This is a genomic window from Rhizobium sp. WSM1328 (genome assembly GCF_057653715.1).
In genome coordinates this window covers 216913-231562 of record NZ_JBYGKO010000002.1, presented here as the reverse complement: position 1 = coordinate 231562, position 14650 = coordinate 216913, and the positions used below count along the sequence as shown (strand labels likewise).

The following is a 14650-nucleotide window of genomic DNA, read 5'->3' as shown; positions in this document are numbered from 1 at the left end:
ATATAAGCGTTCTATCCGATATCTGGAAGGATCGTCCCATGTCAAATCCGTATAAACAAATATTCGCGGCACCTGGGGCCAAGGGCTTCTCCGCAGCCGGCTTTTTCGCACGCCTTCCTATCGCCATGGCGCCGATTGGCATCGTCGCCATGCTTTCCCAGGCACGTGGCGAATATTGGCTGGCAGGCGCCGTGTCGGCGACCTATGCGCTCACCAATGCTGTGATTTCACCGCAGATTTCGCGAGCGGTCGACCGACTGGGCCAGACGGCAGTCGTCGTTCCAACAACCATGGTATCGGTGATGGCGTTCATCGCGCTGATCACCGCGGCCAATCAGAACTGGCCGGTGTGGACGCTATTTGCCTCTGCCTTCCTCGCGGCGGCCATGCCAAGCATTCCGGCGCTGATGCGGGCGCGCTGGACGGAACTCTTTCGCAACCGGCCCGAACTCAACACCGCCTTCGCGTTCGAAAGTGCCGCGGACGAACTGGTCTACATCGCCGGCGCCTCGCTGTCGGTCGGGCTGGCCGTCGCCCTATTCCCGGAGGCCGGCATGATAGTGAGCACAGCTTTTCTGGCGCTCGGAACGGCCGCCTTCATCGTGCAGCGCGGCACCGAGCCGAAGGTGCGTCATGTCGCCGGCGCGGCTTCGGTTGGCTCTGCGATCCGCCAGCGCCCGGTGCAGATCATCACACTCGCGCTGATCTTCGTCGGCGCGATCTTCGCAACCGCTGAAGTGAGTGTTGTCGCCATCACCAAGGAGCTTGGTCAGCCGAATGCCGCAAGCCTGGTCATCGGTGTCTATGCCCTCGGTTCCTTCCTAGTGGGTTTGACCCTCGGCGCGCTAAATATCCGCATCCCCTTGCACCGTCAGTTGTTGATCGCTGTTGCGATCCTCGCCCTGACCTCGCTGCCGCTGCTCGTCGCCGGCAGTTCGGTAACCCTGCTTGCTGTGGCCGTCTTCGTCAGTGGCATCGCAATCTCGCCGACCTTTATTACGGCCTTCGGACTGATTGAGCGTCGCGTGCCGGAATCGGTGCTGACGGAAGGCGTCACCTGGGTAATGACCGGCATCGGCATCGGCATGGCGCTCGGCGCTTTCGTCTCCGGCTGGGTCGTCGACAGCTACGGTCCCCAGAGCGGATTCTGGGTGTCTGCAGCCGCCGGGGCCGCAACCGTCCTTATCATTGCGCTCGGTCAGCGCACCCTCTCGGGAGAGTGCAACGGCGGGGAAGATTGCGCGATGCTGGAACCGGCGCAGTAGTAGGCGGGCGGTAGGCAGGAGCGACGCAGGAGGGTTCACCGCCAACGGTTCTAAACCGTTCAAGGTGAAGGCAGTGGGTCAACCCACTTTTCGGGAGAACTCACGAGCTAAGTCGAGGAATGCTCGGACGCCAGCCGATAGATTTCGGCGTCCAGGATAGTATAGACATAGCCCTGGATACGGCGGCGTCCAATCTTTCAAAACGCGCACAACGCGCCCCGCCTCTATGTCCGAGAGAATGTCCTGTTCAAAGAGATAGCCCACGCCGGCGCTTTCGATCACAGCAGTCCGCGTAAGACTGGTCTCGTCGAGTGCGATTGGCCCCCGCACGTCGATCTGCAACGACTCGCCGTCCTTTTCGAACCGCCATCGAAACAAGGAGCCGTCTGGCAGGCGAACACGAATGCACCTGTGACTGAGAAGATCCGGAGGCACCGTGGGCTTACCATGTTTCTCGAAATACTCGGGCGACCCAACCACTGCGTGTCGCTGAGGCCGGCCGAGCGAAACGGCAATCATGTCGCTGGGAACGAGGCCTTCTACCCTGACGCCCAGATCGAACCCGTCCTTGACGATATCGACCATTTTACCCTCGGTAACGATATCGACATTCATGTCGGGATAGCGGCGCAGGAACTCCAGCACGAGCGGTGAGACGATGGCGCGCGCCGCAAATGGCGCTGCGTTGATCCGTATCGTACCGGAAGGAGTCTCGCGGTGGGAGCGTACCAGATCCAGAGCAGCATGGAGATCCTGAAGCGTGGGCCCAACCTGCTGCACAAACAACCGGCCGGCATCCGTCAGCGACACACTGCGGGTGGTGCGGTTAAACAACCGCACGCCAAGTCCCGCCTCGAGCCTGCTTATCGTATGGCTCAACGCGGTCGTGGACATACCGAGATCAATGGCCGCTGCTCGAAAAGTCCCGCGCCTGGCAATTGCAATGGCCGCTTCAAGTTCCTTCAGGCTGGATAGCTCCATCGTCCCGATCTGTTCATCATCGCATGCCGGTTTATCCCACTTATTTACGCAATGGTCGAGGGATAAGTATCGGTTAGATTATGAGGAGAACACAATGGACATGCCCGGTATCATAAACACGTACTTTGAAGCAGACCGTCGCAATGACGCGGATGCGCTGCTGGACACCTTTGCGATCGAAGCCGTCGTCGAAGACGAAGGAGCGCACCATCAAGGCGTCGCCGCAATCCGCGAGTGGTGGGTGGCGGCGAAGAAGGCCACCCAATACCGTGCAGAACCCGTGGAATCCGCGATTGACGGCAACAAAGCAATCGTCCGAGCAAGGGTGAGCGGCCAGTTTCCCGGTAGCCCGGTGATGCTCACCCACGGCTTCACCCTCAAGGACGACAGGATCGTCTGGCTGGAGATCCGGTCATGACCGACTTTCTCAACCTGAGGGGCAAACGCGCACTCATTGCCGCTGGAACAAAAGGTACCGGCGCTGCAACCGTCAGCCTGTTTCGGGAGCTAGGCGCAAAGGTGCTGACGACAGCGCGGGGCCGTCCGGAAAGCCTGTCGGAAGAAATGTTCGTCGAGGCGGACCTGACCACGGAAGAGGGATGTGCAATCGTCGCAGAGGCCACGCGGCGGCGCCTTGGCGGCGTCGACGTCATCGTCCATATGCTCGGTGGCTCTTCAGCGGCCGGAGGTGGATTTTCTGCACTGTCGGAAGACGACTGGCATAAGGAGCTGTCGCTCAACCTTTTTCCAGCCGTTCGCCTGGATCGGCAACTGGTTCCGGGCATGGTCGCTCAAGGAAACGGTGTGGTGGTGCATGTGACATCCATCCAGAGAGTCCTGCCGCTTCCAGAATCGACGACCGCCTATGCTGCAGCCAAGGCAGCACTTTCCACTTACAGCAAGGCGATGTCGAAGGAAGTTTCGCCCAAAGGTGTTCGTGTCGTTCGGGTGTCGCCGGGCTGGATCGAAACGGAAGCTTCGGTCCACCTTGCAGAGCGCCTGGCGAAGCAGGCCGGAACTGACCTTGAGGGGGGCAAAAAGATCATCATGGACGGGCTGGGCGGCATTCCGCTGGGGCGTCCGGCAAAGCCGGAAGAGGTCGCAAACCTGATTGCCTTCCTCGCTTCGGACCGGGCTGCATCAATCACTGGTACCGAATATACGATCGATGGAGGGACAGTGCCAACAGCCTAGGCGCCGACAGAGGGGCATCGATCGCTGAACTGCGGATCCGAGATGGCAAGCGGGAATCCGTGTTCGGATCCTATGTCCGTCCGCTCATGTCGCGGCCGAACCTGACGGTGCTGACCGATGCCCTGGTCACGCGTCTCATCTTCGATGGCAAGCGGGTGATTGGTGTCGAGGTTCTTGTCGATGGTCAGCGACGTCAGTTCACGGCGCGTTGCGAGACGGTGCTGTCGCTTGGCGCGATCAACACGCCGAAAGTCTTGATGCAGTCGGGTATAGGCCCGGAAGATGAGTTACAAGCTCATGGCATTCCTGTCGTTCAGCACTTACCTGGTGTTGGTCGCAATCATCAGGATCACCTCGCATTCGGCTGCACCTGGGCATATCGAAAGCCTGAAACCATCGGTGGTAGCGGCTGCGAAGCAAAACTATATTGGAAAAGCGACTCGCGTCTTGCCCAGCCGGACATTCTTCAGTGCCAGTTGGAGTTCGCCGTGCCTTCGCCGATCGAGACGGGTCTCCAAACGCCCGAACATGGCTGGACAATGTTTAGCGGTCTCGCCCAACCGCAAAGCCGTGGTCGACTACGGCTCTCCGGCCCGGATACAAATGACCCCATCCTAATCGAACCCAACTCTTTGAGTGAACCAGAAGACATGGCTGCTGCCCTGGTCGCGGTGGAGCTATGCCGGGAACTGGGAAACAGCGAAGCGTTTACGCCGCTGGTGACGGGAGAGACAGCGCCAGGCGCGCGCGATCGATCGGGAATGATTGACTTCATCCGCAGATCGGCCGTCACCTACTGGCATCAATCCTGCACAGCCAAGATGGGACGCGACAGCATGTCGGTGGTCGATAACGAGCTCAAAGTGTACGGTATTGATGGCCTTCGCATCGCAGACTCCTCGATCATGCCTCGCATCACCACCGGCAACACGATGGCGCCTTGTGTTGTCATCGGAGAGCGGGCGGCCGATCTGATCCGGGAAATGCATGGCCTTACGAGCGGAGGGTTCAATCAGCCCATATGATGAAGAGATTTATGTGCACTCGGCGGCCAGCATACGGGGCGGGCCGCCGAGCTTTTTGTAGCAACGGTTTGTATTGCGACCTCACGGCACCTGAGCCCCACTCACCGCCACATAAACCGAATAAACCGACCGCGTCGCCGCAATAAACAAACGGTTGCGTTGAGGCCCGCCGAAGGTGAGGTTGGCGACGGTCTGCGGTACCCGGATCTTGCCGATCAGTGTACCCGCCGGGTCGAAGCAGTGCACGCCATCGGCCGCACTCGACCAAAGGTTCCCGTTCACGTCCGTGCGGATGCCGTCAGGAATGCCGTTGTCGATCAGGCAGAAGACGCGGCCGTTTGCCAGCCTGATGCCGTCGATCACGTCGAAAGCGCGGATGTGGCGCGGCAGGCTTTCGTCATGGCTGGCGGCCGAATCCGCCACATAGAGGATTGTCTCGTCGGGCGAGAAGGCGAGGCCGTTCGGCTGAATGAAATCCGTGACGACTGCGGAAAGCGCCCCGGTCGTCGGATCGAGCCGGTAGACGTTGCGGGTAGCTTGCTCCGGCTCGGCGCGATAACCTTCATAGTCCGACATGATACCGTAGGTTGGGTCGGTGAACCAGATCGAGCCGTCTGATTTCACCACCACATCGTTCGGCGAATTGAGCCGGGCGCCCTCGAAACGGTCGGCAAGGACGGTGATCGAGCCGTCGATCTCGGTGCGGGTGACACGGCGCGCGCCATGTTCGCAGGAGATCAACCGTCCCAGCCTGTCGCGCGTATGGCCGTTGGTGAAGTTGGAGGGTTGGCGATAGACGGAGACGCCGCTCTCGGGCGTCCAACGCAGCATGCGCTGGTTGGGAATGTCGCTCCACAGCAGCTGGTTCGCATCGTTGAACCAGACGGGACCCTCCGCCCAGCGGCAGCCGGAATAGAGTTCGTCCAGACCGGCACTGGTCACGATCATCTGCCGGAAGCGCGGGTCGTGGATTTCGTAAATGCTGGCCTCGGCCATGGCGGTTTTCCCGTTTATCGCATGCCGGCCCGGCGACCGCCGGCGAGCATGATAACGCTGATGATGATAAGGCCGGTCATGATCAGGCGGATGCCCGCGCCGAACCCATAAGTATTGAGCATGGAGACGACCAGGAACATGAAGAGCGATGCGCCCCAGATGCCCGGTACGTTGGAATCGCCGCCGGCAACCGCCGTGCCGCCGATCACGACGACGGCGATCGACATCAGCAGATATTCCGTGCCCATGTTGAGCGCCGCGCCGCCGGAGAAACAGGCGAGCAGATAGCCTGCGACCGATGCGAGAACCGCACAGAAAAGGTAGGTGACGAGACGCGTGCCATCGACCGGTATGCCGGCCATGCGCGCTGCCGGCATGCTCTGCCCGATCGCCGAGATCCAGCGTCCGTAGATCGTCTTCTCGAGCAGGAACCAGGCCAGCAGCGAGATCAGGAATGCGACGATCGCCACATTCGGCACGCCGAGCGTGTTCGACGTGGTGAACTCCGCCAGCACGCTCGGCGGCTTGATGCGCAATCCGCGGTTCGTCCAGATCGCTGCGGACTGGACGATGAAGCTCATGGAAAGCGTGGCGATGATCGGCGGAATGCGCAGCGCCTTGATGAGCGCATAATTGCCGAGGCCGACGACAAGGCCGATGACGATGGCGACGAGAAGCCCGGGCAGGATCATGCCGTTTTCGACATTCATCAGCTTCAGCGCAACCGTGCCGGCAAGCGTCATGGTGGCGGGAACCGAGAGATCGATGTTGCCGGGGCCGAGCGTGATGACGAACATCTGGCCGATGCCGACGATGACCGAGAAAGCCGCGAAGGTGAGTGCTGCCTGCGACAGGCCAAGCGTGCTGGCGCCGAACGTCACCATGATCGTCAGGAACCAGACGACAAAGGCGGCAAGCCAGGACCAGATCCAGGGTTTGCGGAACAGGCGCAGGAGCGGGGTCATCGGCGTTTCTCCCGCTTCTCCAGGCGGTTCAGCATCAGCCGAAGTGCCAGCACGATGATCAGGATCGCGCCCTGAGCCCCGATCTGCCAGTCCGGCGAAATGCGCAGGAAGGACAGGAACGAGCCGGCAAGAGTCAGTGTCAGCGCGCCGATGACGGCGCCGATCGGGGAAACGCGGCCGCCGATGAACTCGCCGCCGCCGAGGATCACGCCGGCGATCGACAGCAGCGTGTAGCGCAACGCGATATTGGCATCAGCCGAGGTCGTCAGGCCGACGAGGGCGATGCCGGCGAGCACCGCAAAGAGGCCGGCAAGACCATAGGCGGCAGCGCGCGCCCCGACAATCGACCAGCCGGCGCGCTCGACCGAACGCTGGTTACCGCCAATGCCGCGCATCAGCACGCCGAGCGACGACCGCATGACGAGAAGGTGGGCGACCAAGGCGATGACGATGCTGGCGACGATCGCCATCGGCGCCAGCGGCGGCTTGACGGTCATCAGCCAGCGCACCCAGTCCGGCGCCTGTCCGCCCGGTGCCGGCAGCAGCAGGACGGCAAGGCCACCCCAGACGAAGCTCATGCCAAGGGTCACGACAATGGACGGCAGGTTGCGTAGATAGATGACGACGCCGAGGCCCGCATAGGTTGCGATCGCGCCGGCCAGGATCAGCACGCCGATCACCGGGGCATCCCGCAGAAAGGTCGCGGTGACGCAGGCGACGAAGCTGACGAAGGCGCCCATCGAGAGATCGAGATCGTTGACCGCCATCACGATCATCTGGGCGATCGTCGCAAGCGCGATCGGCACAGCCAGGTTGAACAGCAGGTTGAGCCCGACATAGCTCATGGCGCGCGGCTGCAGCCAGAAGACGGCGGCGAGCAGCAGCGTCAGCGATAGGGCGGGAATGGCTAGACGCAGGGCGTCGGACGACAGCCGGAACGTCATGCGGCGACCCCTTCGAAGGAGGCGGCGATGATGTTCTTCTCGTTGACCGCGTCGCCGGCGAGTTCGGCCGTGATGCGGCCTTCGCGGAAGACGTAGACGCGGTCGCAGAGGCGAACCTCGTCCATCTCGGTCGAGTACCAGATGAAGGTGCGGCCGCGCGCCGCTTCCTCGCGGATGATCGCGTAGACCTCCTGCTTGGTGCCGACGTCGACACCGCGCATCGGATCGTCCATCAGGACGACAGGTGCGCGCGTTGCAAGCGCGCGGGCAAAGAGCACCTTCTGCTGGTTGCCGCCCGAAAGCGACAGGATGCGGTTGTCCATATGGGGCGTGCGGATCTCGATCCGCCGCTTCCAGTCGGCGCCCTTCGCCTCTTCTTCGCCCGCGAGGATGAGGCCGCGCCGGGAGAGGTCACCGAGCGAGGCGATGGAGAAGTTGCGCAGGATGCTCCAGAGTTCGAAGACGCCGTTTAGGCGGCGGTCGCCGGCAACGAAGGTGACGAGCGGATCGCGCTGGGGCAGCCAGTTGCTCGACTGGGCGGCATGCAGGGCAAGCAGGAGCTCGGTCTGCCCATGGCCGGCCAGACCCGCCAGTCCGATGATCTCGCCCTTGCGGGCCGCAAAGGGAAGACCCTTCGCCTGATGGGACAGAACGAGCGGAGCGATGGATTGTTCGCGGGCCGAGCGCTTGGTTTCCTCCTTCGCAACAGTGCCCATTGCTTCGACGAGGCCGTGATGGTCGAAGCCCTGCGCCGGGCGCTCGGCGACGACGCGGCCGTCCTTCATGACGACGATGCGGTCGGAGGTTTCGAGGATCTCGTGCAGGATATGAGAGATGAAGATGACGGACCCGCCCGTGGCGATGAAGCGGCGGACATGGTCGAGCATCTGCCGGGCAAGGCTTGCATCGAGCGACGAGGTCGGTTCGTCGAGGATCACCAGACGCGGCGCAATGCCGGCGTCGGAAAAGGCCATTGATATCTCGACCATCTGCCGCTCGGCGATCGAAAGATCCCCCACGGCCCGGCTGCTGTCGATGCCATGGCCGGGAAAGACGGCGTCGAGGCTCGTTTCGATGATTTGTGCGGCGCGCCTTCGCCAGCCGAAGCCTCCGAGATGGCGATGCATGATGCGCGTGTTCTCGACGATCGAAAGGTTGGGGCAGAGCGAAAGCTCCTGGAAGACGCAGCGCACACCGCGGGCACGCGCAGCGTTGATGCCATAACGCTCCAGCCGTTCGCCGTCGCTTGCCACACCTCCTTCGTGCGGTGTGAGACCGCCGTTGATGACGCTGACGATGGTGGACTTGCCGGCGCCATTGTGTCCGACAAGCCCGACGCATTCGCCCGGCATGACGCGAAGGGTCACGCCATCGAGTGCCCTGACTGCGCCGAAACTCACCTTGGCGCCATCGACGGCGATCACCGCCTTCAAAACGTCATCCATGCTGCCCGCCATGCCTGCTTGAAAAAAAATGCCGCGCGACCTTCTGCGGATGCGCGGCAGTCGCCGGGAGAATTACTTTGCGGACTCGATGACCTTGATTGCGTCTGCCTGCGTGTATTCCACGTTGGCGACGCCGCCGGCCTGGGTATTGGCGAGGTTGGTTTCGAGATTGTCCTGGTCGATGCGCAGGAAGGGCACGACGAGGTCCTTCTTGACTTCCTTACCGTCGAGGATCTGCTGGGCCACCCAGAAAGCGAGTGTGGAGACGCCTGGCGCGATGGATACGGACATGGTCTCGTAGCTCTTCGCGTCCTTCTGCTCCTTCCACCACTTCAGTTCGTCCTCGCGGTTGCCCATGATAATGATCGGCATCTTCCGGTCGGTTGCGGCAATCGCCTGTGCGGCGCCATAGCCGTCACCGCCCTGCGTTACGACGCCGGCGATGTCGGGCAGGCTCGGCAGGATGCCGGCAACAGCCTTCTGCGCCACGTCTTGTGCCCAGTCGCCGTGAACGGAGCCAACAATCTTGAACTGCGGGAACTGCTTGACACCGTCGTGGATGCCCGCCGAGATTTCGTCGTCGACGAAGACACCGGCAAGGCCGCGGATCTCGAGCAGGTTGCCGCCGTCCGGAAGTTTCTTCGATAAGTACTCGACCTCACTGCGGCCCATTTCCTTGAAGTTGACGGCGATACGCCAGGCGCAGGGTTCGGTGACGATACCATCGAAGGACACGACGGTGATCCCGGCGTCGCAGGCTTCCTTGACCGCACCGTTCAGCGCCGTCGGCGAGGCGGCGTTCAGCACGATGGCGTCATAACCCTGCAGGATCATGTTCTGGATCTGCGCGGCCTGTTCCGTCGCCTGGTTCTCGGCGGTGGTGAAAGGGTCGGCTGCGGCAACGGTGCCGGCCTTCACGGCTTCGCCCGTCACCTTGCCCCAACTCGTCAGCATGGCCTGGCGCCACGAATTGCCGGCATAGTTGTTGGAAAGGGCGATTTTCTTGGCCGATGTCTCGGCAAAGGCGGAAACGGGCATCGCGGCGCAAGCAATAGCGGCCGATGCCAGAAGCATCTTACGGATTGTCATGTCTTCCTCCCTGATGATCGCGCTGGTCGGCGGATCGCTTCACTCCTGCCGGCCCAATTGGGTCCGAGTGAAAATTGTTCTTGCACTGAGCTTCCTCCTCTCAGTAAGGGCAGGATGCGGGAGATCGACCGGCCTGTACAGGGGCAAGGCGGCAATCCGTTTGCGGGATTTGCGCAACAAGCTGCGGGTTTACGCAAGACGGCGGCGCTTCCGCGGGCGCTTACTGCGAAGGGTCGCGGCGGGTTGAGGAGCCTGCTGCCGCCTCGGGGAGGAACTGACGATGCTGCATCTCGTACCCGCAGCCATGTTCGACCATTATCTCGGCATTTCCCGGCTGCTCGCGGGCCAGCTCGACTTCCGCTCGGCTATCCGTTCCGTCGCGGCCGAGGTCGCCCATATCATCCCGCACGACCACCTCGATGTCTGCGTGCTGCTTGAGGGCGGTAACTACCACACGGCCTACGAGACGGGCATCGAGACCGCCTGGGGCGGGCTTGCCGGTGCGCCTGTTGTCAACAGCCCCATCCGCGCGCTGCTCTGGGGCGAGGTGGATTTTCTGCTGGCGGACGACGCCATGACCGACCCTCGTTTCCACTTCGAGGGCGCGTTCAAGCGGCCGATCGTCGAACAGTCGCTGAGAAGCCGCTTGCATGTGCCGATGAAGGTGCAGGGCACGATCATCGCGGCGCTTTCCTGCTCGTCGCACCGGGCGGGCGTCTATACGATGGAGGATATCGAACGCGCCCGCATCATCGCCGACCTGCTGACGCCCTATTTCTTCGCGCTGCAGGCGGCCGAGCAGGCGCAACGCTCGGCCATTGTCGAGGCAGAGGCCCGCGCCCGCGAGGAGGGCTTGCGGCAAGGTGCACTGAAATTGACCGAAGCCCTGGAGCAGGAACGCCAGCGCATCGGCATGGACCTGCACGACCAGACGCTCGCCGACCTGACGCGGCTCGCCCGCCGGATCGATCGACTGTCGCGCCACGGCGAGGTGGCGCCCGAGACGCTGGAGCCGATCTCCCGTTCCCTGCAGCATTGCATGCAGGATCTGCGGCAGATCATCGAGCAGGCAAAACCCTCCGTGCTCCAGCTCTTCGGCCTCGCCCAAGCGATCGAACATCATCTGGACCGATCGACCCGCGACAGCGGATCGGGGATCGAATGGGGCCTTGTCGACGAGACGCACGGCGCACTGGAGCGACTGGAACCGACCGTCAGCGTCGCGCTGTTTCGGATTGCCCAGGAAGCGATCAACAATGCGGTGCGCCATGCCGCGCCCCTGGCCGTTATGGTGCGGCTTGAGGCCGACGAGGAGCGGCTGTCGATCGAAATCTCCGACGACGGGACCGGGCTCACCAAGGCGCGGGGACGGATCGGCGGCGGCATCGACAATATGAAGACCCGTGCGCGGCTGATTTCGGCGCGGTTCACGACCGGCCCCGGCCACAACAATCGCGGCACTGTGGTGCGCGTCGTGCTACCGCTCGTACCGAACCACCCGGCAATCGGGCCAAACTGAGGAGAAGGGCGCAATGAAGGTTCTGATCGTCGAGGACGACCCGCTGCACCGGTCCTATCTGCACGAGGCGGTCAACGCGGCTCTGCCGGAATGCGATACGGTGATCGAGGCGGAGAATGGAACCGTCGGCGAGAAGCTCGCCCGCGACCACAAGTCGGCGCATATCGTCATGGACCTGCAGATGGCAAACCGCAACGGCATCGAGGCGGCGCGCACCATCTGGAAGGAGCGGCCGGAGACCCGCATCCTGTTCTGGTCGAATTACTCGGACGAGGCCTACGTACGGGGCGTCTCGCGCATCGTGCCGGATGGCGCCGCCTATGGCTATGTGCTGAAATCCGCCTCCGACGAGCGGCTGAAGCTTGCGCTGCGCTCGATCTTCATCGAGAGCCAGTGCGTCATCGACCGCGAGGTGCGGGGCCTGCAGCAAAAGAGCCTCGGCCAGACGAACGGCTTTACCGATTCCGAATACGAGATCCTTGTCGATATCGCGCTCGGCCTCACCGACCGGGCCATCGCCAAACGTCGGGGCCTTTCCCTGCGCAGCGTGCAGAACCGCCTGCAGCAGCTCTACGACAAGCTCGACGTCTACCAGAGCGCCGGCGACGACCACGAGGACGGCCGCTTCAATTTGCGCGCCCGCGCCGTCACCGTCGCTTTCCTGCGCAAACTCCTGAACTACAGCGCTCTGGAGCGGGCTGAGGCAGAACTGCAGGAATGGCTTGAGGGAAAGTAGTTCCGGACTTGCGCGGAATGAACGGGGATCAGAGACCTGGTGCGGCCCAGCCGTTCACGGCGCATGAGCCAGCGCGATCGCATCGGCGGCTTCCTCGCAGCGATCGCTGAGCGTGCTGGTCGCCACGCGAATATGACTGCTTGGCAGGACGGAGAATTTGCTGCCCGGGTTGACGGCGATATTGCGTGCGGCAAGCGTCACCATCGCGAATGGTTCGGAGACGACGGGCACCCAGAGGCACAGGCCCTGGCTTGGTGGTATCGGTATTCCCCGTTCGCTGAGCGCATCGGCAAGAGCGTCGCGCCTCTGCCGATAGATCTCGCGCGCCTCGGCGATAAGCTGCAAGGTTGCCGGATCGCGCAATAGCCAGGCGGCGGCACCTTGCACGATACGGCTGGTCCAGCCGGCGCTGAAGGAACGGTAAGACTGGATCTGGTCGACGATCGGCGCGGAACTCGACAGAACTGCGAGACGCAGATCCGGGCCGAGGCTTTTCGAGAGTGAGAGGATATGGATCGTCCGCTCCGCAAATCGGTCGCCGAGCGACTGCGGAGGTGCCGCCGACACGTCGCCGACGCCGTCATCCTCGATGATAAGCGTATCGCTGTCTTCCAGCACATCGCCGAGCTGATCGAGGCGGGATGAACTGACCGTAACGCCGGTCACCGAATGCAACCGCGGCTGGAACAGGAAAGCCGCCGGACGTTGCTGCAATGCTTCGCGCAGCGAATCCGGCAGCGGGCCTTCGCCGTCGCAGGCGACAGGGATGATTTTTACGCCGAGATCTTCCAGAATATCGAGCAGCCGCATCCCGGTCGGATGTTCGATCGCGACCGACGAACCCGAGGAAACCAGTGCATGCAATATCGTATAGACGGCGTTGTAACCGCCATTGGTCGCCAGAAAGGCTTCCGCCTCATAGGGCCATCGCTCTGAAACGGCGTCCTTCAACTCAGGGACGATCCGGCTGCGCTCATAGCTGTTGAGGTCATCGACGGACGCGCCATAGGCCATCGCTTCGGCGAGCCGCGGAAGAAGTGCTGCATCCGGCCCGGCTAAGGTGAGGTCGAGCACACCTGCCGCATAATTTCCCGAGCTGGCGAGGCGTTCCGGCTTGGCGACAAAGCGGTCACCGCTGACCCAGGTGCCGTTGCGCCCCCGGCCGCTGATGATCTTCTGCCGCCGCAATTCGCTCCAGGCTTCGGAGATCGTCGCCGGGCTGACATGCAATTCGTAAGCGATATCGCGGATCGCCGGCAGGCGCGTCCCAATGGGCAGGACACCGGCACGGATCAGCGCGCTCGTTTCGAGAGCGATCCCCCTGATACTGCGGTCGGCTATTTTTTCGGCAAACCAGGAGGCTTCGACCGTATCGCCCATTTTTCTCTCACTTTAAATGTTCAATAACGTAATAACATTTGTACTATGCATTTTGAACATTTAATTTGCCGCTCGTCGAGCAATTTTGTGAGTTTTTGCATGCCTGTGACGCTTCGCATCGCCCTCCGGGACTGGGATTACATGACACCGCTCGTCCTCGGAGATGTCAGTTCTTCCCGCCTCGATATCAAAGTGGATCGCGTCGGCACGCTGGTCTCCAGCCTCGCCGATGATGCGGCGCATGACGCCGCGGAAATGTCCTTCAGCCGCTATTCGCAGATGCGTCATGATGGCGATGATCGGGTTCTGGGCATGCCGAACTTCATCATGCGCGGCTTCCGCCATCGCTGCATCATCACCACCAAGGATAGTCCGATCTGCAAGCTCTCCGATCTGGCCGGCAAGAACATCGGCGTGACCGGCTGGCGCGATTCCGGAAACACCTGGACCCGTGCTGCGTTGCGCCGGGAAGGCGTCGGCGTCGAGGATGCCATGTGGTATGCCGGGCGCCTGACGGAAGCTCATCCGATCGCCGACCGGCTCGATGGTTTTGGACGGCCCGGCCGTATCGAGGCTGCTCCCGGCGAGCGTCCGATGGTCGATCTGCTGCTGGATGGCGGGCTCGATGCCGTGTTCACGCCTTTCATGCCGAAGGGTTTCTTCGATCAGGAATCGCCGCTCCGCCAGGTGCTGGATGATTTCCGCGCCGCTGAGGTCACCTACTTCCACGAGGTTGGCTATATCCCGGGCATGCATCTGATCGGCTTCAAGGCTGATATCGTCAGGGAGAATCCCTGGATCATGGATGAACTCAGCGAGCTGATCGACGAGTCCCAGCGTCTGTGGCTGGAAAAGCGTGAGAAATACGCCGACACCACGCCCTGGATGATCGACGAACTGCGCCGCTGCGCGGCCGACCTGCCGCCGAACTGGAACATCAGCGGGCTTGCCGAGAACGAGGCAATGATCGCCGATTTTGCCGAAGAACTTTACGAACAGAAAGTCATGCCGCGCCTTTTGACGCCCGCCGAGTTGTTTCCGTGGCACGCCAAGGCGCGATGAACAAGGCCTGGGGAAACTCTTCGCAGGCCTCATCGTTGAATCACGATTT

13 protein-coding genes and 1 pseudogene are annotated in these 14650 nt (G+C 62.2%); 7 read left to right on the top strand and 7 right to left on the bottom strand.

Annotation, left to right across the window (positions count from 1 at the left end):
* Positions 1–38 precede the first annotated feature (38 nt).
* The gene (locus tag AC2444_RS24630) at positions 39–1265 is read left to right on the top strand and encodes an MFS transporter (RefSeq protein WP_017996133.1); all 1227 of its coding nucleotides are present in this window, start codon (positions 39–41) and stop codon (positions 1263–1265) included.
* A 78-nt stretch (positions 1266–1343) separates the two neighbouring features.
* Here the strand turns inward: AC2444_RS24630 and AC2444_RS24625 are convergent, their stop codons facing one another.
* Positions 1344–2246: a LysR family transcriptional regulator gene (locus AC2444_RS24625; RefSeq protein WP_017996134.1), complete on the bottom strand. Its 903-nt coding sequence runs from the start codon at positions 2244–2246 to the stop codon at positions 1344–1346.
* 94 nt (positions 2247–2340) lie between these two features.
* Between AC2444_RS24625 and AC2444_RS24620 the strand changes: the two genes are divergently transcribed.
* From AC2444_RS24620 to AC2444_RS24610, 3 genes and pseudogenes are all read left to right on the top strand, one after another.
* Positions 2341–2664, top strand: coding sequence for a nuclear transport factor 2 family protein (locus AC2444_RS24620; protein WP_017996135.1), 324 nt, complete (start codon positions 2341–2343; stop codon positions 2662–2664).
* Positions 2661–3440 carry an SDR family oxidoreductase gene (locus AC2444_RS24615; RefSeq protein WP_128449346.1) on the top strand — a complete coding sequence of 260 codons (780 nt, stop codon included), beginning with the start codon at positions 2661–2663 and terminating at the stop codon, positions 3438–3440. The genes AC2444_RS24620 and AC2444_RS24615 overlap by 4 nt, the downstream gene beginning before the upstream one ends.
* Before the next feature lie 8 nt (positions 3441–3448).
* Positions 3449–4465, top strand: a pseudogene (locus tag AC2444_RS24610) (GMC family oxidoreductase); the annotation flags it as partial.
* A gap of 81 nt (positions 4466–4546) precedes the next feature.
* Here the strand turns inward: AC2444_RS24610 and AC2444_RS24605 are convergent.
* From AC2444_RS24605 to AC2444_RS24585, 5 genes are all read right to left on the bottom strand, one after another.
* Positions 4547–5461 (bottom strand): SMP-30/gluconolactonase/LRE family protein, encoded by a 915-nt coding sequence (locus AC2444_RS24605; RefSeq protein WP_017996138.1) that lies wholly within the window; start codon positions 5459–5461, stop codon positions 4547–4549.
* A gap of 14 nt (positions 5462–5475) precedes the next feature.
* Positions 5476–6426 carry an ABC transporter permease gene (locus AC2444_RS24600; protein WP_017996139.1) on the bottom strand — a complete coding sequence of 317 codons (951 nt, stop codon included), beginning with the start codon at positions 6424–6426 and terminating at the stop codon, positions 5476–5478.
* Positions 6423–7370 (bottom strand): ABC transporter permease, encoded by a 948-nt coding sequence (locus AC2444_RS24595; RefSeq protein ID WP_003550647.1) that lies wholly within the window; start codon positions 7368–7370, stop codon positions 6423–6425. Before AC2444_RS24595 ends, AC2444_RS24600 begins: the two co-directional genes overlap by 4 nt.
* Entirely contained in the window at positions 7367–8815 is a 1449-nt protein-coding gene (locus tag AC2444_RS24590; RefSeq protein WP_032996975.1) for a sugar ABC transporter ATP-binding protein, read from the bottom strand. Before AC2444_RS24590 ends, AC2444_RS24595 begins: the two co-directional genes overlap by 4 nt.
* Positions 8816–8887: 72 nt before the next feature.
* On the bottom strand, positions 8888–9904 hold the full coding sequence (locus AC2444_RS24585) for an ABC transporter substrate-binding protein (protein ID WP_003562388.1): 1017 nt from the start codon (positions 9902–9904) through the stop codon (positions 8888–8890).
* 280 nt (positions 9905–10184) lie between these two features.
* Between AC2444_RS24585 and AC2444_RS24580 the strand changes: the two genes are divergently transcribed.
* Positions 10185–11423 (top strand): GAF domain-containing sensor histidine kinase, encoded by a 1239-nt coding sequence (locus AC2444_RS24580; RefSeq protein WP_003562389.1) that lies wholly within the window; start codon positions 10185–10187, stop codon positions 11421–11423.
* Positions 11424–11436: 13 nt separating this feature from the next.
* The gene (locus AC2444_RS24575) at positions 11437–12159 is read left to right on the top strand and encodes a response regulator transcription factor (RefSeq protein ID WP_003562390.1); all 723 of its coding nucleotides are present in this window, start codon (positions 11437–11439) and stop codon (positions 12157–12159) included.
* 54 nt (positions 12160–12213) lie between these two features.
* Here the strand turns inward: AC2444_RS24575 and AC2444_RS24570 are convergent, their stop codons facing one another.
* Positions 12214–13539 carry an aminotransferase-like domain-containing protein gene (locus AC2444_RS24570; protein ID WP_128406666.1) on the bottom strand — a complete coding sequence of 442 codons (1326 nt, stop codon included), beginning with the start codon at positions 13537–13539 and terminating at the stop codon, positions 12214–12216.
* A gap of 99 nt (positions 13540–13638) precedes the next feature.
* Here AC2444_RS24570 and AC2444_RS24565 point away from each other — a divergent pair, with 99 nt between their 5' ends.
* Positions 13639–14601, top strand: coding sequence for a substrate-binding domain-containing protein (locus tag AC2444_RS24565; RefSeq protein ID WP_017996141.1), 963 nt, complete (start codon positions 13639–13641; stop codon positions 14599–14601).
* Positions 14602–14650 lie beyond the last annotated feature (49 nt).

Coding starts and splice junctions, on each gene's coding strand:
- AC2444_RS24575 (WP_003562390.1), top strand. CDS start 11,437: ATGAAGGTTCTGATCGTCGAGGACGACCCGCTGCACCGGTCCTATCTG.
- AC2444_RS24570 (WP_128406666.1), bottom strand. CDS start 13,539: ATGGGCGATACGGTCGAAGCCTCCTGGTTTGCCGAAAAAATAGCCGAC.
- AC2444_RS24630 (WP_017996133.1), top strand. CDS start 39: ATGTCAAATCCGTATAAACAAATATTCGCGGCACCTGGGGCCAAGGGC.
- AC2444_RS24625 (WP_017996134.1), bottom strand. CDS start 2,246: ATGGAGCTATCCAGCCTGAAGGAACTTGAAGCGGCCATTGCAATTGCC.
- AC2444_RS24565 (WP_017996141.1), top strand. CDS start 13,639: ATGCCTGTGACGCTTCGCATCGCCCTCCGGGACTGGGATTACATGACA.
- AC2444_RS24615 (WP_128449346.1), top strand. CDS start 2,661: ATGACCGACTTTCTCAACCTGAGGGGCAAACGCGCACTCATTGCCGCT.
- AC2444_RS24590 (WP_032996975.1), bottom strand. CDS start 8,815: ATGGATGACGTTTTGAAGGCGGTGATCGCCGTCGATGGCGCCAAGGTG.
- AC2444_RS24620 (WP_017996135.1), top strand. CDS start 2,341: ATGGACATGCCCGGTATCATAAACACGTACTTTGAAGCAGACCGTCGC.
- AC2444_RS24600 (WP_017996139.1), bottom strand. CDS start 6,426: ATGACCCCGCTCCTGCGCCTGTTCCGCAAACCCTGGATCTGGTCCTGG.
- AC2444_RS24585 (WP_003562388.1), bottom strand. CDS start 9,904: ATGACAATCCGTAAGATGCTTCTGGCATCGGCCGCTATTGCTTGCGCC.
- AC2444_RS24605 (WP_017996138.1), bottom strand. CDS start 5,461: ATGGCCGAGGCCAGCATTTACGAAATCCACGACCCGCGCTTCCGGCAG.
- AC2444_RS24595 (WP_003550647.1), bottom strand. CDS start 7,370: ATGACGTTCCGGCTGTCGTCCGACGCCCTGCGTCTAGCCATTCCCGCC.
- AC2444_RS24580 (WP_003562389.1), top strand. CDS start 10,185: ATGCTGCATCTCGTACCCGCAGCCATGTTCGACCATTATCTCGGCATT.